Raw genomic sequence first — 17,495 nt, 5'->3', positions numbered from 1 at the left:
TCAGCTCACCGCCTCGATCACCTGGCGCGCGACGCGCCTGATCTGGCCGGCCATCTCGCGCCCGAAGCCCAGATCGCGCGGGCCGGGCACATCGATGACCGTGGTGATGACCCCGACGTCCTCGCGCTGCCAGACCGCGCCGTGGCGATCCATGATGGTTCGCATCGGCAGGTTGTCGGCGAGCATCCGCGCGGAGAACCTGGCCACACCGTCGACGCGGGCGGCCACCGCTAGGGCGCCGATCAGAAAGCTGCCGATGCCCTTGCCCTGGTAGGCGTCGGCGACGGTGAAGGCGATCTCGGCAACGGCCGGATCGACGCTGTCGCGGATGAAGCGTGCGTCGGCCACCGGATCACTGCCGTCGACCATCACCCAGACGAAGTGGTCCACGTAGTCGACCTCGGATAGGTAGTGCATCATCGCCAAATCGGGCACCCGGGCCGACATGAATCGCCGGTAGATCGTCTCGCTGGAGAAATGAACGTGCCCGTGCACGGTGCGTTCACTGTCGCCGGGCAGGACTGGGCGCAACATCAGCTGCGTGCCATCGCGCAATGGCACCGGGATCGGGGTGATGAAGGCGGCCAATCGCTGGCGGACGGTGCGCACCAACCGATCCATGATGCCGGGTATGTGAACCATCAGGTCAAAGGCGTCGGTGCCGCCGATCCAGCCGGTCAGCGGCTCGACCGTGGTGACGGTCGCGGTGCGCGGGACGTTACGCAACAGCGCGATTTCGCCGACGATCATGCCTGGCAACGCCTGCTCGACGATCACCACGCCGTCGTCGCCAACGTGGATGACCTCGGCGCTGCCCGACGAGATGAGCAGGAATGAAACCGCCTGCTCACCCTGGCGCATCAGGATCTGCCCGGCCGCCGCCCGCAGCGGCGCAAGGCGGGCCGCCAAGGGCATGAGATCCTGCGCTGCGCATCCGGCAAAGATGTCCATGCCCGCGAGTTCTCCTACCCACGCGCCGGTCACTTCGGCCATACCGTCCAATCCGCCACAGCGCCAAGCAGGGCTCGCCGTCCGCTCCGACCCAGGTTATGGCGTTGCGTGCCACCGCGGCAATACGCCACCGGCGCCCTTTGGCCCGACACCGGCGAGTCGGGCCGGACTCGGCATCAGAATGGGCAGATGGACCAGACACCAGGGCACCGGCTATGAGTGCCACCCCAGATCCGCGCGAGGTGACCCGCGGCCTGCTCACCGAGCCCGGCGATCTACGGCACGGCTTCCTCGACGTGCTGGGTGAATCCACCAGTTCACCCGTTCCCACGGTTGCCCAACGGGCCATGAACAGTCGCTTCGTCGCGACCGTGTACGAGCGGTTGTGGCGTCCGGCGGCCTTCTACCTCGCCAGCGGCGTCACCACACGAGGCGAGCAACACCGGGCGGCGGCAGCGTTGCATCTGTCGACCGCCCACCGCCTACTCGACGTCGCCTGCGGCCCAGGAAATTTCACCGCCCCGTTGGTCAAGCAGCTGCCGGCCGGAAGCCTGGCGGTGGGGCTCGATATTTCCGAGCCGATGTTGACTCGGGCGGTGCTGGACAACAGCGGACCACAGACCTGTTACGTGCGCGGCGACGCCCGCATGTTGCCGTTCGACGACGAAACGTTTGACGCTGTTTGCTGTTTCGGCGCGCTGTACCTGATGCCCGAGCCGTTCCGGATCGCCCGCGAGATGGTCCGGGTGCTAGGCCCCGGCGGCCGCATCGCGATTCTCACCACCTACTCCGGGCAGCGGGCACCGATCCGCCATGCGCTCGATGCCGCGACCGGCGCCATCGGGCTCACCATGTTCGACCAGGACAGCTTCGTCGACCTGTTCTCCTCAGCCGGTCTGGTCGACATCGACCAGCAGACCCAACGTGGGCTGCAGTTCGTGGTCGCCGCGAAACCGAAGTAGGCCCGACGCACGGTGGCGGACCAGGCCGGCCCGCACTACGAGGCGACCTGGCAAACACCGAGCAGCCGCGCCACCGGGGCGCCGGCCTCGTATTCCAGAATCCAGGGATCGCTGCCACCTGGCCGCTCGGAGGTGAGCTTGATCATCACGGGCTGCCCGGTGCGCCGGGACATCTGGGTGCAATCGACCTGGAACAAGCGGTAGTCGCCGCGGTGCTCGACGGCCAGCGAAAAACCCGGCTCCACGGATTCAACGGGCACCATCTGCAGGTAGTACTTCGTGCTCATGCCAGCGACCCTAGGACCGATGCGATCCTGAGCCGCCCGGCAAAACACCGTCTTAGCAAATGCTCAGCTGAATTTTGGATCATCATCAGACTTGGCGCCCGGGCCGTGTCGTGACTACGACGAGGGCGGCGACAGCACGTGGATGACGTCGCGCAGCGGCTCAGGGGAAGTCGCCAACGCGCCCGTGAACGGATGGCCGAGCTCCAGTAGCAAGAACAGGTTCACCGCCACCAGGACCCCCACGGTAGCGACCAAGGTGTAGTGAATGCGGGGCTGTTCGACGCCGAAGACGATCGAGCAGCCCAACACCAACCCACTGGTCAACAGGATGACCGACCACAACAGCCAGGACGGCCCCTCGTCGGTGCGAGCTTGAATCACCCGTTCCACCCGGGCCTGGTACATCTTTTCCAGGTTTCTGAAAGATGCGGCGAGAAAAATCTTTTGGGTGTCATCGCGCGGTTGCACCTGCTGGTAGGCGGCGTAGAGATCCTGCAGAGTGGAGTCCGCCTGCGGGTAGTCGGATCCGCTTGCGGCGATGGGCCATTCCGCCACGGCGGCGCGCTCGTACTGGAGTAGGGCGAGCCGGATCCGGTCGCGGTCGGCGGTGTCGAAAACGGTGAGGTCTCGCGCCAGCTGGATCGCCGCCGCCCCCTCGCTGCGGGCCTGAGAATCCTCGTTGTTGATCTGGCCCCAGAGCGCCGACACCATGAATCCCACAAAGAAGGCGTAGACGAATCCGATTACGCCGTAAGCGAATCGGGTGGCATCATTGTGTGCGTCCTGGATTAGTTTCGGGAACCGGCGCCGCACGATCATCTGGATCAGCACCGCCCCGCCCGCCACCAGGATGACCAAGGCGACCAGCAGCAGCCATGCCGGGATGTTGATCACTACCCAACGACTCACCATCGCAGGCCTCCGAGAACGACACAGGGTGGACACCCAGGCAGGCATTTCGACTTCATGCGCGGATCACCAGTAGCGTTCATCATCATGCTCGACATCTTGGACATTCGGTGACAGTCGCCGCGTTTGTCCTCGGCATCGTCGCGACCGTACTGGCGGTGGCGTCGATTACCTGGCAGGCGATGTTGCTACGGGGCGCACGACCGAGGTTGACGCCGATAGTCGGCCTGCTGACACCCGACGGTTTGGTGACCAACGATGCCGGCTGCGACGTCCGCGAATCCTTGGCGTCCGCCGCGGAGAAACTGCACTCCGGCCCGTTTTTCATCGGCGTCAAGGTGGTCAACAGCGCGCGAACACCATGCCTGGTAACCGGCTGGGCGATACGCGCCGATCCTAGCGGCACATCATTGGTGCCGGTCGATCCACCGATCGGCGGTACCGAAGTGCCGCACGAGATTCCACCCGGCGCCAGCGCCATCTTCCTCACCGAGCTGCACCGCGCACACCGCTTCGCGGCGGCCACCGAACGTGTCGAGGATCAACCCCCGCGCATCGCGCTTACCGTGTCGGCCGGTGGACGTACCTATGCGACCCGGCCGGTCGCGCCCGCCTTGTTATCGCTCAGCGCGCAGACAACGCCTTGACCGCCCCGACCCGTTCTCGCGCCGTCCGCTCGAACAGCCTGGCGGTGACATAGCACACACAGCGGGTTTCGCAAAAACTAGTTAATTTTTTGGTTGATCCGATATTCCGAGCGCAGAAATTTACGGGCGTGACTAACAGACCGTACCTGGACGCCGACGGCCAGACTGGATCATACACCGCGCCCGCCTCGCGTCGGAAGGGATGGGCAGGGGGTCACGCCATCACGACCATCACAAATCCAGCTGCGCCGCCAGCGCCGCTGCTAACAGCCTCACGATTCGAATCGCACCCAGCGGCCACGAGCTGAGGCATGAAGTGATTGACTTTGGCGCCCTGCCGCCGGAGATCAACTCCGCGCGGATCTACACCGGGCCCGGCCCCGGATCGCTGTCGGCGGCCGCGGCGAACTGGGCGAGCCTGGCCGCCGAATTGCAGACCGCCGCGGGCTACTACCAATCGGTGGTCTCGGGACTCACCAATGGCGGCTGGCTGGGACCGGCATCGCTCTCCATGGCATCTGCCTTCTGGCCGTATGTGACGTGGACGTCCATGGTGGCCACCCAGGCCGGCGAGGCCGCCAGCCAGGCCACGCTGGCCGTGGGAGCCTACGAGACCGCCCTGGCAATGACCGTGCCACCACCGGTGGTGGCCGCCAACCGGGTCCAGCTGGCAACACTGACCGCCACCAACTTCTTCGGTCAGAATTCGCCGGCAATCGCGGCCACCGAGGCCGCATACAACGAGATGTGGGCGCAAGACGCGTTGGCGATGTATGACTACGCGGCAAACTCGGCAAGCGCGTGCGCGCTGACGGTGCTGAACTCGCCGCCGGAGGTCGTCAATCCGGCTGGGGCGGCCACCCAAACCACCGCGGTCACCCACGCAACCGCCGCCTCGGGAGCCCAGGCCGCCGCGGTCACGGGAACAGACCAGTTATCGCTGGCCGGAATGGTTTCCGCGGTTCCCACCATGCTCGGCGGGCTCGCATCACCCACCTCCGCGCTTACCGCGACGACGTCGTCGCTACTCCCCGAACTCGGCACCACCCCGATCTACGCCCTGCCGAGCTATTTCATGGCGGCCGGCACCCCGCTGTATGCGATGTCGTCCATCCTGGGAATGGCACAGACCGCACAGGGCTTGGCGAACGGAGCTGCCGCGGCCGTGCAGGGGGCGGCGGCGGGGGCGGCCAGCTCGGGGGCGAGCGCGCTCGGATCGTTGGGATCGGGCGTGGTGGGCGGCCTGGGCAACGCCGCCTCACTGGGCCCGTTGTCGGTACCGGCCAACTGGACCAGCGTCATCCCAACGCTGAACGGGGGCGCGATTTCCGGGCTACCCAACGCCGGGCTCGACGCCGCCAACGCGGCGCCAACAGTCCTTGGTGCGGCGCCGCGGGGAGCGTTGGCCGGCGCGCCCAGATCACCCGGGCCCCGATACGGCGTGGTCCCCACGATCATGTCGCGGCCGCCCTCTGACGGATACGCGTAAGCCCCGCCATGAGCAGCGGGCGGCTGACTTCCCGGATTCCGTCGGGGATGGTGCACGCGGTGACCGCAATCGCACGGTGCCGGTCGCCGCACCCCGTTCCGGAAGGAGCGGCGAGTGACACTCGATGCCACCGCGGGCGCGGTCGCAATAGCCGCACCCCTGCCGGGCGAGACGGGAAGCGCGAGAACATGAACCAGGGCATCCGGTCTGCGTCCGCGGTGCGAATGGCCGTCAGCGGCACCATCGTCGAGCGCCACGAGTTCGATGAGGTGCTGTCGATCATCGCGTCACGCCTGCAATCCACCTCCCAGGGGTGCCTCTCGGTGGGCTCGGTGCATCTCGACCACCTCTTCCATTTCCGCAAAATCGCGGCCGCGCCCCGCGGCCGGCTGGAATGGCTGCTGCTGGCCGACGGCATGCCGATCGCATGGCGGGGCAAGCTGCTCACGGGCGAGCCATGGCCCCGGATCACCGGGGCCGACCTACTCCCCAGCCTGTTGGAGTTGGCCGAGCGCTCGGGTCAGCGCGTCGGCTTTTTTGGCGGCAGCGCCGGGACCCATCGGCTGCTCGCCGAGTCCTTGGCGACGCGACACCCGACACTGGCAATTTCGGGCATGTGGGCGCCGACCCCCGACGACATCGAATCATCGTCAGAACACCTGGCGGCCGCTATCCGCAACGCACGCACCGACATCCTGATCGTCAGCTTGGGCAAACCTCGCCAGGAACGGTGGGTCGACCAGCACGGCTGCGCGACCGGGGCCCGGGTTTTCCTGCCGTGCGGCGGTGCCATCGACTTCCTGGCCGGCGCCACCAACCGAGCCCCCAATTGGATGCAGAAGGCCGGCCTGGAATGGCTGTACCGGTTGGCCAGCGAGCCCCGCCGGTTGGCCCGCCATTATCTGTTGCAGGGCCCCATTGCCTTGCTCCGCGCGGCGCGCGCGCAGTTGATCTACTACCCCCACACCTACTGCGGGGGCCCGCCATCGAGTGATCATGTCGACATCCCAGCCTCCGTCCGCGACACCACCCAGCCCGAACCTGCGACTGCGTAAGGGAAAGCGGGCCAGCGTGACCTCGTTGCTGCACGGGCGAACCGGTGATTGTCCGGCAACTCCGGATCCCATGGGCTCGCCCAATCGCGACACGGTGCGGCGCTGGCGGCTGCAGTATTCACGCCGTCTGCGCATCACCGACTCGGCGATCGTCTTCGCGGCGGTCATGCTCGCGCAATACGTGCGCTTCGGCGATTCACCGAACAGATCGGGCTACCCGGGCCCGGTTATGACGCTGTTCTCGGTTCTCTTCGCGGCGCTGTGGCTGTCGTGTCTGGCGATCTTCAACACGAGATCACAGCACGTCATCGGGGTGGGAATCGACGAATACCGCCGAATCAGCAGCGCATCATTCTGGACATTCGGGGCCATCGCAATGGTCACCCTGCTCGCCAAGATCGACCTGGCCCGCGGCTATCTGGCGGTCGTCCTGCCGGTCGGCACCATCGCATTGCTGGCGAGTCGCAACGGGTGGCGCAAGTATGTCGGCCGCAAACGCGCTCGGGGCCAATGCCAGACGATCGCACTGGCTATCGGTGACCGGCAAGGGGTTTCGCGCCTCATCCAGGAACTGGTCCGCAATCCGCGCGACGGCTACTCCGTGGTCGGGGTCTGCATACCGGGCTACGGGTCCCCGCGCGGCGACGTGCTGCAGGTCGAAGGCCGCCAAGTCCCGATCCTGGGCGACGAATCGCACGCGATGGCGGCGATCGACGAGTGCGGCGCGGACACGGTGGTGGTGACCCAGACCGAGCAGTTCGGCGTGCACGCGATCAGGAACCTGATCTGGCGGCTGGAGACGCTGGATGTGGACCTGGTGGTGTCGCCGGGGGTGATGGACATCGCGCAGGCCCGACTGACCCTGCGCCCCGTGGCCGGCTTCCCACTGCTGCATGTCGAAAAGCCGCAGTATTCAGGGGCGCAACGGTTTCAGAAGCGGGCCTTCGACTTCCGCTTCGCACTGACAGCTCTGATCGCCGCATCGCCACTGCTCATCGCCGCCGCCGTCGCTATCAAGCTGACCAGCAAGGGGCCGGTCTGCTACCGCGCCGAACGCATAGGCATCAACGGCCAACCCTTCACCATGTTGAAACTTCGAACGATGGTGGTGGGTGCCGACAGCCAAATCGACCACCTGGTTTCCCGGAATGAGGGCGCCGGCGGCATTCTGTTCAAGATGCGCGACGATCCGCGGGTGACACCGATCGGCCGAATCCTTCGCAGATTCAGCGTCGATGAGATTCCGCAGTTCATCAACGTGGTCAAGCGGGACATGAGCGTGGTCGGGCCCCGGCCGCCGCTGAGTCGAGAAGTCGACAGCTACGACGGGGATGTCCGGCGGCGGCTGCTGGTGAAGCCGGGCGTTACCGGGATATGGCAAGTCAGCGGCCGGTCCCAACTTTCCTGGGAAGAATCGGTCCGGCTGGATCTTTCCTATGTCGACAACTGGTCGATGACAGGTGATCTCATGATCATCGCCAAAACCGTGAAGGCCGTTCTGGCCAGCCGCGGCGCCTACTAGGTGGCCCGCGAACCATGACCGAACCGACGGCGCCCAGCCCGGTTGTGCCATCGGTGCCGGTAGCACGGTTGGCGCAGGCGTTCTCGATCCAGCTCATCTGCCGGATACTCGGGATGCTGGCCTCGGTGGTCTCGGTGATGCTGACCGCGCGCTATCTCGGGCCCGGCCGTTACGGCCAGCTCACCATTGCGGTGGCGTTCATCGGAATGTGGGCGAGCCTGGTGGATCTCGGTATCGGCCGGGTCATCGTGCGCCGCGTCACCTCATCCCCCGACGATCTGGAACGCCTGGTCCGGATCTACAACGGCCTGTCCCTGGTCTATTGCATTCCGCTGACCCTGGTGGCGGCGGGATCTGGATTGCTGGTGTATCACGACCACGAGGTGCGAGGCATGCTCGTGGTGCTCTCGTGCCAGCTGCTCATCGTGACGATGCTGACGCGACTGGAACCGGTGTTCCTGGTCACCGTGCGGTTCACCGCCGTGGCCGTCTCCGACGTCGTCGGCCGGTTGGCGACGCTGGGCGTGATCAGCTTTCTGGTGGCCAGCCGAGCCGATGTCATCTGGTTCGCGGTACCGCAACTCATTCAGACGGCGCTGCAGTTGCTGATCCAGAGCCGCGCGGCGTCCCAGCGGGTCCGGCTGCGCCCCATCCTCGCGCTGCGCGAGGCCGCAGATCTCTTGCGGGAGAGCCTTTTTCCAATGGGCGTCACGGTCATCACCGTGCTGTACTGGAGCGTGGACGGGGTGATCCTGTCCCTGCTGAACACCCATTCCGAGGTCGGCGTTTACGGGTTGGCCTCCTCGATCGCACTCAACACCCTGGTCTTGTCGGTGTTCTTCCTCAAGTCCACGCTCTCCACCGCGACCGAACTGTATTCCCGCGACCTGGCGGCATTCGCCGGTTTCATCCGCCGCAGCGTCGAGCTGATGTATTTCCTTGCCGTGCCGATCGCCGTGGTCGGCGTGCTGGTGGCGCAACCCCTGATCCGGCTCCTGAGCAGCCAGGCGTTCGTCAGCCGCGGTACGCCCACGCTGGCCTTGCTGTTCATCGCGGTGGGGCTACGCCTCATCGCTACCACCCTCGGCGAGGGTCTGTTCGCCAGCCACAGTCAGCGGTTCTGGTTCTGGCTGTCGGTCGCCACCCTCACACTCAACATCGTCCTCAATCTCGCCCTGGATGGGCGCTTGGGCGCCGTGGGAGCCGGGAACGCGCTGGTGTGTACCGAGTTGTTCAACATGACGATCGCCAGTTGGTGGCTGCATCGTCAGTGCGGCTACCACACACCGGTGCTGTTCTTGCTGCGGTTATCGGTCCCGACGGCGGCCAGCGTCGCGGTGGTCCTACCCCTGGCCGGTCACCACGTCATCGTCGTGCTGGCCGCCGCCGCGGTCGCCTATCTGGCGATCAACGCGGCCATCGGCCCGCTCACCTGGTCGACTATGGCCTCGTTACGGCCCAATGCGCAGCCCGAGCAGCTCACGCCATGACCGACGAGATGGACCGCGCGCATCTGCGGCACCCGGTCGGCGACCCGGCCCCGCTACCCGCCGACCGCTCGCTGGCGGTCCTGATCGTGATCGAGAACGGCCACGACCCGGTGCAGAGCTGCCTGCACAGCGTCGCGGAGCAGCTGCCCGGGCTCCCGGTCTACGTGTACGACAACAATGCTCAGGGATATCCCGGCCGGCAAGAACTAGCCGCCGGCCACCCAGCGGTGCACTGGATCTCGGGTCCGGCCGACGTCGGCTTCGCCGCGGCCTGCAACGCGTTGGCGCGGCAGTCGCCCGGCGATAGCGATCTCCTGTTACTCAAGGCCGATGCCCGGCTGCGGGGGCCGTTGACCCGCACCAGACAGTTGCTGCGCCAACCGGGAGTGGCAGCGGTCTCGCCGCTGGTGCGCGACGAGGCGGCACCGGATCGGCCGCCATGGGACATCGCGACCCAGCGGTTGACACTGGTCCGGGGCGTGGTCGAAGCGACCGGACTGTCTAGCTCGCTGCGGGCCACCCCCATCTCGCCCCTCTACCCCCAACGGCCCCGCGAATCACAAAGCGTCAGCGGCTATTTGAAGGCGACCGGCCTGGCCATCAGCCGTGCCGCGTGGAACGCCGTCGGCGGCTTCGACGAGGAGTACTTCAGCCACGGCGCCCCGGCCGATTGGCAAGCGCGTGCCCGCGCGGCGGGCTGGCGGGTGCTGCTGGCCGACGAACTCGGCGCCCAGCAGGGCGGCGCGCCGCCCACCGGGGCCGAAACCGGCCCGACCGTGACGGCCGGCGAACGCCGCCGCACTCGAGACGTGATCCGCGCCAACGACGCGCTACTGCTCGAGCATCAGTGCAGCGTGCATCACGCGGACGCGTACTTGGCCACCACCAAGGTGCTGCAGCGGCTGCGCCGGGCCCAGCGCCGCGCGATCCGCAATACGGATGCCGGCAAGCGCCGCCCGGCGATCGTGATCGCCACCAACCGATTGGTCTACGGCGGCGCCGAGCGGCAAAAGGCATTGCTGGCAGCGGAATTGGACCGCCGCGGCTACCCCGTCACCATCGTGTGCGTGCAGCGGTTCGGCCCGCTGATCAAGGAGATCCCGGACACCGTCCGCGTGGTGCGCCAACCCTGGTGGGCACCGATCGTCGACGTTGGGCCGGGTCCGGCCGCGCTGATCAGCGGTGACACCAACACCGAGACCGGCTTCGCCACGCTGTGGCGCGCGGCCGGCCGCCGGCGGCGCTGGCTGGTCGCGGCCCACATCCCGCCACTCGAGGATGGGCCCATCTATTCCCGGCCGCTGACCGCCGCGATGCGCCGTGCGGACGGTTTCATCGTGCTGGCACAACGCCATTGGGACATGTTGACCCCCTACCATCGCCTTGGCGGACCACGGTTCGTCGCACCCAACGGCGTCGCGGTGACCGACCGCCCGGCCGGTCGCAGCAGGCCGGCCGGCGCACCGCCGCATCTGGTCATGCTTTCGCGCATCGTCGAGCACAAGAACCCGCATCTGCTGATCGAAGCGCTCAGCGGGATTACCGAACTACCTTGGACTCTTTCCATTTTCGGTGACGGACCGGACCGCGAGCGGTTGCAGGCCCACACTCCCGAACGGCTGCGTGATCGCGTCCATTGGCGCGGCTGGTCACCCGGGCCCGGGCCGGCTCTTGCCGATGCCGACCTGCTCTGCGTACCGCAGCCGCTCAGAGGCGTTCCCACTGGTAATTCTCGAAGCGATGGCACGGGCGGTACCGGTCGCGGCGTCCGCGATTTGCCCCGTCCCGGAGATGCTGGATTTCGGCGTGGCGGGCTTTGTCGTCGAGCCGGTGACGGTGTCGGCCTGGCAAGAGCGGCTGGCCCAGATCCTGGCTGACCCCGGCGGGCTGCCCGCCGTCGGACAACGCGGTTTCGCGCGCATGCGCAAGCACTACACGGTGGCCGCGATGACCGACGCCTACCTGGACGCCATCCACGCGGTGCTATGAACTCGCTTCGTCTGCTTTGGCTTTCACCGTGGATGCGGCCGCTGGCACGAATCCAGGCGGAGGCGCTGCGCAGCCGCGGGATCGACGTATTGCTGGTGACCACCGACCAACATCCCGAGTCGGACGCGGCCCGCGACTACGAGGTAGTGCTTGATCCGCGGTTGCGTGCGGCCGCCAGCTGGCCCGCGGGCGTCGCGGCCGGGCGCCGAGTGCGCGGGTACCGCCCGCACGTGGTGATCGCCGAGTTGGTTCGCGATCCGCGCTGGATCGCACTGGCCGGGCCGGCTCCACGCATTCAGCTGGTGCACGACGACCGCCCGCACGACACGGCCGAACACCGGCGCGCCTACGAAAGGGCGATATTCGACCGCTGGGGCGCCCGTTCGGCGGCAACCATCACCTACAGCGACTATGTCGCCGGAGCGGTCGCCACGCGCCGTGATGTCGCCGACACGCCGGTGCACGTGGTGCCCCTCACCAGTGACCTGGACCCCACACTGGTTCCGCCACTCGTGGGACCCGAGGACCGTCACGACTTCGTCATGATCGGCCGGCTGCACCCCTACAAGAACGCCGATGTGGTCTCGAGGCTTGGCAACGCCATGTCGGCGGAAACGGCTGGCGCGGCGACGATCTGCTGCTCATCGGTGGACCATTCGATGCCCGCGCCCTGCCCGAGCACACCCGCTGGCTGCCCGGCGACTACCGCTACTGCGACGTTGTCGCGACCCTGGCCGCCGCGAAGGCCTCGGTTGCCCACTACCGTCGCGCGTCGCAAAGCGGCGTACAGGTGCTTTCAATGCAGCTGGACGTCACACCCATCGTGTCGAACGCCGGCGGCCTGCCCGAATACCAGCCGCCCGGCTGCCCGCCAGTCGGCATCGACGATGTCCGCGGCCTCGCCGCCGCCTTCGACACGCTCGCCGAGCCGCTCACCGCGGCGCGCCACGGTGCCACCGCGGCGCGCTACTACCAGCAGCGCTTCGCCGTCGACCGGGCCGCGCAAGCGTTGCTGGCCGTCATCGAGGAAGTGGCCACCCGGCGGCCCTCGAGCGGGCCGCGATCTCATTTCTCGGCCACCACCGAAATGGTGCCCGAGAAAACACCCAGCTTGCAGAGCATGTTTGCACAAAGACGGCGCAGCCAGTGGGCGCGCAACCCGCACAACACCTTCTCCACGAATAGCACCATCCGCAGAAACAGGACTCCCACCCGCTCGGGTTCGGCGAACTTCCTTGCCCCCACAGCGACGAGCAGAAGCCGGAACCTTCGAGGCACAAATCCGTAGCGCACCGCGCTGAAGCCGGCCCGCTTCGTGACCTCAACGATTTCGCGGCAGTCATATTCTTTGAGGTGCATTCCCTCCGGCTCAGCGCGTTTGAACACGCGCGAGACGTCGTGCGGCCCGGTGTATTTACTGGGCGTGTTGAATATGTAGCGCCCACCCGTCTTCAATATGCGATGGACGCTGTGCAGGTGGGTCTGCAGGTCATCGGGATGTAGGTGCTCGATCACCTGATCCGAGACCACCACATCGTAGGTCTGCGCGGGCTCGAACCGATCCAGATGGACTCCGTCGGATACTCCCCAGGACAGGTTCTCGTGCGAGTCCGAGAGCAGCGCGGGTCCACGTTCGCGGGTGATCTCCGTGGCCTTGCAGTCATAGCCGTTGAGGGCCAGGAACGAGATGAGACCGGCTTTGCCCGAACCGATTTCGTATATCGACTGCGGCGGTGGCCCGATGAGTTCCAGCCATCTTCCGAATCGCTCTTGTGCAGATGCTGATGATGCGGTGTCGGAGAACTCGTTGAGCCACGTCAACTCGGTGTATAGACGCGTGTAGCACCGGTCGAACGTTTCCCATCGGGTTTCGGGATCCGATTGCAGCAGCTCGCGCGTGAGCCGCTTCTCCAAGTTCCAATGCTCCAGGATCATGAGTTCGGTGATATCCGCCTCGGCCGCAATGCCGTACGTTTGCTTGTAGCGCGCGATTAACTTGTCGCCCCGCGGTTCCACAAAAGCTATTCCCTTGCTATCCGGGCTATCTGAGCTATCTGGGCTATCCGGGCTATCTGCACCGCAGGGGGCCGCGCCGGCTACGGAACAGGATCACCCCGGCGCCGACGACGGCCGCAACAAGCCAGGCGCCACCAAACCACCAAATCCATCCCGAGCCGGAACGCTGCTCGGATGTCGCGTCGTCCACCGAACCCGCGTTCGGACGTTCCACCACAACCGGGTCTTGCCCGGGCATGGCCACCAGCGCCACGCCCCTGATCCCGGGCCAGCGGGCGCTGTCGCCATCGAGCCACCCGAGAAGCCCGTCGAGCTGTTCGGGGGCGCCATTGGACGTCGCCACCAGCAGCGACCGGCCGTGCTGGAAAACCGTTTGCAGAGAAGCAAATCGCAGTGCGGGGTCCAGGGTCAAGGTGGCCGGTTTGCCGTCCGACTTGACCCCGTTGATGGTGATCGGCCCGCCGGGTCCGGCCGAGACCGGAAGCACGATATCGGCGTGGTTCCATCCGTCGGCCGCAATCAATATCGCCGACTTCGACGAATCGATCGCTTGCTGCACGCTGGTCACGGTGGTCTGCAGCGGCACCGAACTGGTTCGCTGCAGACCAACCACAATCCTGACGGCGCGAGCGGTGTCGTCAAAGGAGTGCTCTTCGATGCCCACCTGGATCTGCGGCATCAGCGCTTGGGGCACCGATCGCAGTCCGTCGGGCACCGGTGGCGCCGCCGGGCTGCTCTGCACGGCGGTGTCGCCGTCGATGGTCAGGGTAAGTACGTGATCTCCCGCCCCGGCGGTGTAGAAATCTCCGCAGCGCCCAACGTTGCCCGACACATCCAGCGTCAGGTCAACGCCGGTCCACCCTTGCAGGAGCCGATCCGGAACGTCCACCCAGCGGTCGATGACACCACTGCTATCGGTTGGCCAGCGGTCGATGGTCTCCACGCCGATCGTTGCGACGATCTGACCGGCCATACTCGGCGGTATCGGCGAGTATGAGCCTTGTAGATGCACCCGCATCGAGTGCACCGATCTCGCGAACCGAGTCTGGTCCAGCCCGATGGTCACCCGCGGCTGCAGTCCAACGGAGTTCAGGCCGGGCTGCCCGAGTTCGCGCAGCGTGGTGGTGTCACCGGGCAGGTGCAGGCTGGGCTTGAACGATCCCACCACGGCCTTGGAAGCCAGAGCCAGCTGGGACAGGCTGCTGAACAGCAACGTTATCGATGATTCCGCGGCCGAATCCAGCGGCCCGGAGATCAGCAGCCAGGGCACACCGGTGGCCCCCCGAAGGGAAAGCCCCTCGTCCTGCCCCTCTTTGATGACGACTTGGCGTTCCAGCGATCGCGGCGGCGCCGGCGGGGCGAGCTCCCCCTCGGGCAACCGGACCACCGCGATTTCCGGGGCTTGTTTGCCGTAGTGGGCCGCCGCGGCGGCGGCCAACTGGACCACCGCGTCGGACTCGGCCACCGACGGCGATGGCGGCACGAAGATGCTCAGCCGCCGCAGCACCGGCGGCAGGAAATGGGCCACCGTGACGGGCGGCCGCTCCACGCCGACGAAGCTGACCGAGCCGTTGACCAGGCTAAACGGGCTCCACGGGTAAACGCACAAGTCCTCCAATGGCACCAGGTAGGCCCGCAAGATCACGGTCACCGCGTCATCGACCACCGTTGCGTCGGCCAGCGGAATGACAATGGGCGATTGGTCCGCCGCGGGCAGGTTCACCCTCGCGATTTCGCGGTCGTTTTGGGTGACCGTGATCAAGCCGGAGCGCAGATTGACCGGCAGTACGGCGGTCGCGTTCAACGCAGTCGGTTTGAGCCCGTGCGGAGCGGGAATGGTCAGCTGCTGGGTGCCCTGCAGACCATAGAACGACAAGACGGAGTTGTATCCGAGACTGCTCAACGTCATGGTCGGCGCGTCCACGAGCGTGGTATCGGTCTCCTCGGGCGCACCCCAGGACGCCGGCGCGCTCAAGGCCAGGAATCCGACCACGCTGGCCAGCGCCAGAGCCATGCGAGCTATGCGCACAGAATTGCGGTACATCAATATGCCTCAATACGTTCCAGGAAATCCGGCCTGATCAACTTCCGCAGACACCAAAGATGTGCTGCCTCAAGGAAAATCGACGTCGCACAGCAAGCCGAAATGGTAATAGAGCACCCCTCACAGGTGCACACTACTACAGATCGGCGCCGAACCTGTGGGTAACGTTCGACCTGGTCACGCGGCCGGCGAGGCACTCACGCGGTGTCGCTGACCCGCCTGAGCCAACCAACAAGCCGCGCCGCTGTTTGGTTGGCGCCACCGCGGATGGTTAAGGTGACGGCGTGGCCAAGCGCAGCGATCAACGGCCAACGCCGCGCGGCCACCGCCGTCGCTGCCAATACCGTCGCGACAAGCCCCAATTCACGAGGGCGCAGCAAACATACAGACATTCGGCGGTGCTCGATTGACCGGCGGGTTGCGAGACATCCTGTCCCCGTCGCGGCTCACCCACATCGTTGATGTCGGGGCCAGCCGAAGCTGCGGCGACTGGCCGTACACGGCCATGCTCAACGCAGGCCTGTGCCACCTCACCGGCTTCAAGCCGGGGCCCGAAGCGTTGCTCGAGTTGCAGCGCACGCGCGGCCCCAACGAGTCCTACCTGCCCTACGCCCTCGGCGACGGCACGCCACAGACTTTGCAGGTCTGCCCGCCACCGGGGGGAATGACCAGCCTGCTCGAACCCGACCCGACAACGCAGGGGTTGTTCACGCTCTTCGATCCGTTCGGCAAGGTGATCGAGCGCCTCCCGATCCAGACTCATCGCCTCGACGACATCGGTGAAATCGAACATCTTGATCTCTTGAAAATCGATATCCAAGGCGGCAAACTGGCTGTTTTTCAGAACGGCCGGGAAAAACTGGCCGAAGCGGTGGCAGTTCAGACCGAGGTCTCATTCATAACCTTGTATCGGGATCAGCCGCGCTTCGGGGATGTCGACCTGGAACTACGCAGTCAGGGGTTTGTCCCGCACTGCATCCCCAACGCGGTGAGGAGATGGGTGATCGGCGACTTTGTCGTCGGCGGGAGTCCAAGCCGCCCACTGAACCAGATCCTGGAAACCGACATCGTCTACGTCCGGGACTTCTTTGACCCCGACGCGATGACCGCCGAACAGCTCAAGCACCTGGCAATGATTTCGCATCATTGCTATGGCTCGTTCGACCTGGCCTTCCGGTGCGTGCAGCTGCTGCAGGCCAGGGGCGCGGTGGGCCCCGCAAGCGCGCAACGCTACCTGGATATTTACCGGCGCGCGGTTCGCCACAAATCAGCGCTCTGGCGCGCGCAAAACGCCGCTAGCCGGCTAAAGCATCGACTGCGGGCGAGCGCCGCGAAGTGGACCCGTTCACCCGGTCGGGGTCGTTGAACTCTGGCCGAACCCGGCGGCGCGGTGCACGGCGTTGGCGGACTTGACCGGCTCCGCCTTGCGGATCACGTAGGTGAGGTTATTGTGCCGCCAGGCCAGAACACCAAACGACAAGGCCCACAGCGCTTTTGCGTATGCCCGAACGATCCGGACCCGTAAGCCTTTGCCCCGGACGTAATAGGTGTGCTCGCGCTCTTCGACAATCGTGCACTCGTGGTTGTCGCAGAACGCCCGTATGCCGTGCCGGGAGATGACCGGCGCATGGTAGGTGCGAAACGGCGGATGGCCGGGCTTCCCGGCGTCGGGGTAACCCACGAAGTAGCGGTAGTAGGCCAGATGGGCCGAAAACGGTGTGTGCCGCGTGGTCCAGCCGTAGACCGCGTCGCGGTCCGGGATACGCAGCAGCAGCGGCCCGCCAGGTTTGAGCCCGTCGAGCATCAACGCGAGCGCGGCCTCGGCGTCGTGGATGTGCTCGAGCACGAACGAGCTGTAGATGACGTCGTAGCGCCCGGGCGGGATCGTTCCCTTGACGGTCAAATCACCCAGAATCGCCTCGTCGAGGTCTCCGACCTTCTCAACACGCCTTTGCAGCGCATCAGCATTGAGGTCGATACCGGTCAACCGATAATCGATGCCATCCAGATTGATTAGCCATTCGAGCCCACATCCGGCTTCGAGTATCTCCAGCGGACCGCCGAGACTTTTGATGACCGAGGAACACAGCGCCACTTCGTCGCTCCAGCTGTCGACGGTCTTCAAGTCCGTTCG

The 17,495-nt window shown here is 66.1% G+C and carries 13 protein-coding genes and 2 pseudogenes; 9 read left to right on the top strand and 6 right to left on the bottom strand.

The genetic code is table 11. From position 1 onward, the window contains the following. The gene (locus tag SHTP_RS04735) at positions 1 to 1,002 is read right to left on the bottom strand and encodes an acetyltransferase Pat (protein ID WP_085981874.1); all 1,002 of its coding nucleotides are present in this window, start codon (positions 1,000 to 1,002) and stop codon (positions 1 to 3) included. A gap of 164 nt (positions 1,003 to 1,166) precedes the next feature. Here SHTP_RS04735 and SHTP_RS04730 point away from each other — a divergent pair, with 164 nt between their 5' ends. Beyond that, complete coding sequence (locus SHTP_RS04730; protein WP_096369928.1) at positions 1,167 to 1,913, top strand: class I SAM-dependent methyltransferase; 747 nt, start codon at positions 1,167 to 1,169, stop codon at positions 1,911 to 1,913. A gap of 35 nt (positions 1,914 to 1,948) precedes the next feature. Here the strand turns inward: SHTP_RS04730 and SHTP_RS04725 are convergent, their stop codons facing one another. Together SHTP_RS04725 and SHTP_RS04720 are read right to left on the bottom strand one after the other, a co-directional pair. Then, positions 1,949 to 2,200 carry a hypothetical protein gene (locus SHTP_RS04725; protein WP_012396050.1) on the bottom strand — a complete coding sequence of 84 codons (252 nt, stop codon included), beginning with the start codon at positions 2,198 to 2,200 and terminating at the stop codon, positions 1,949 to 1,951. A 114-nt stretch (positions 2,201 to 2,314) separates the two neighbouring features. Continuing rightward, positions 2,315 to 3,094: a bestrophin-like domain gene (locus tag SHTP_RS04720; RefSeq protein WP_096369927.1), complete on the bottom strand. Its 780-nt coding sequence runs from the start codon at positions 3,092 to 3,094 to the stop codon at positions 2,315 to 2,317. A gap of 125 nt (positions 3,095 to 3,219) precedes the next feature. On the opposite strand from SHTP_RS04720, the gene SHTP_RS04715 reads away from it, so the two are divergent. The 7 genes and pseudogenes from SHTP_RS04715 to SHTP_RS04685 all read left to right on the top strand — a co-directional run. Continuing rightward, a complete protein-coding gene (locus SHTP_RS04715) occupies positions 3,220 to 3,756 on the top strand; it encodes a hypothetical protein (protein ID WP_015356994.1) in 537 nt (178 codons plus the stop codon). Between the two features lie 316 nt (positions 3,757 to 4,072). Then, positions 4,073 to 5,245 (top strand): PPE family protein, encoded by a 1,173-nt coding sequence (locus SHTP_RS04710; protein WP_096369926.1) that lies wholly within the window; start codon positions 4,073 to 4,075, stop codon positions 5,243 to 5,245. Between the two features lie 188 nt (positions 5,246 to 5,433). Continuing rightward, positions 5,434 to 6,300, top strand: a complete 867-nt coding sequence (locus SHTP_RS04705) for a WecB/TagA/CpsF family glycosyltransferase (protein WP_096369925.1) — start codon at positions 5,434 to 5,436, stop codon at positions 6,298 to 6,300. Positions 6,301 to 6,316: 16 nt separating this feature from the next. After that, on the top strand, positions 6,317 to 7,822 hold the full coding sequence (locus tag SHTP_RS04700; protein WP_096369924.1) for a sugar transferase: 1,506 nt from the start codon (positions 6,317 to 6,319) through the stop codon (positions 7,820 to 7,822). 14 nt (positions 7,823 to 7,836) lie between these two features. Continuing rightward, the gene (locus SHTP_RS04695; RefSeq protein ID WP_096369923.1) at positions 7,837 to 9,312 is read left to right on the top strand and encodes an oligosaccharide flippase family protein; all 1,476 of its coding nucleotides are present in this window, start codon (positions 7,837 to 7,839) and stop codon (positions 9,310 to 9,312) included. Continuing rightward, positions 9,309 to 11,301 (top strand): annotated as a pseudogene (locus SHTP_RS04690) (glycosyltransferase). The gene SHTP_RS04695 and the pseudogene SHTP_RS04690 overlap by 4 nt, the downstream one beginning before the upstream one ends. Next, a pseudogene (locus SHTP_RS04685) lies at positions 11,298 to 12,346 on the top strand (glycosyltransferase family 4 protein); the annotation flags it as partial. The pseudogenes SHTP_RS04690 and SHTP_RS04685, both read left to right, overlap by 4 nt. 20 nt (positions 12,347 to 12,366) lie before the next feature. On the opposite strand, the gene SHTP_RS04680 reads toward SHTP_RS04685, so the two are convergent. Together SHTP_RS04680 and SHTP_RS04675 are read right to left on the bottom strand one after the other, a co-directional pair. Continuing rightward, the gene (locus SHTP_RS04680) at positions 12,367 to 13,236 is read right to left on the bottom strand and encodes a class I SAM-dependent methyltransferase (protein WP_231991708.1); all 870 of its coding nucleotides are present in this window, start codon (positions 13,234 to 13,236) and stop codon (positions 12,367 to 12,369) included. A 133-nt stretch (positions 13,237 to 13,369) separates the two neighbouring features. Continuing rightward, entirely contained in the window at positions 13,370 to 15,331 is a 1,962-nt protein-coding gene (locus SHTP_RS04675; RefSeq protein WP_096369921.1) for a hypothetical protein, read from the bottom strand. Positions 15,332 to 15,767: 436 nt separating this feature from the next. Here SHTP_RS04675 and SHTP_RS04665 point away from each other — a divergent pair, with 436 nt between their 5' ends. Next, positions 15,768 to 16,727 carry an FkbM family methyltransferase gene (locus tag SHTP_RS04665; protein WP_096369920.1) on the top strand — a complete coding sequence of 320 codons (960 nt, stop codon included), beginning with the start codon at positions 15,768 to 15,770 and terminating at the stop codon, positions 16,725 to 16,727. Here SHTP_RS04665 and SHTP_RS04660 read toward each other — a convergent pair. Next, positions 16,707 to 17,486: a class I SAM-dependent methyltransferase gene (locus SHTP_RS04660; protein ID WP_231991707.1), complete on the bottom strand. Its 780-nt coding sequence runs from the start codon at positions 17,484 to 17,486 to the stop codon at positions 16,707 to 16,709. The genes SHTP_RS04665 and SHTP_RS04660 overlap by 21 nt on opposite strands. Positions 17,487 to 17,495: the final 9 nt, after the last annotated feature.

It is taken from the genome of Mycobacterium ulcerans subsp. shinshuense, from assembly GCF_002355775.1.
GTDB classification, from domain to species: Bacteria; Actinomycetota; Actinomycetes; order Mycobacteriales; family Mycobacteriaceae; genus Mycobacterium; species Mycobacterium marinum.
Note: the sequence above shows the minus strand (reverse complement) of the source record. Positions and strands in the feature narration are given on the sequence as shown.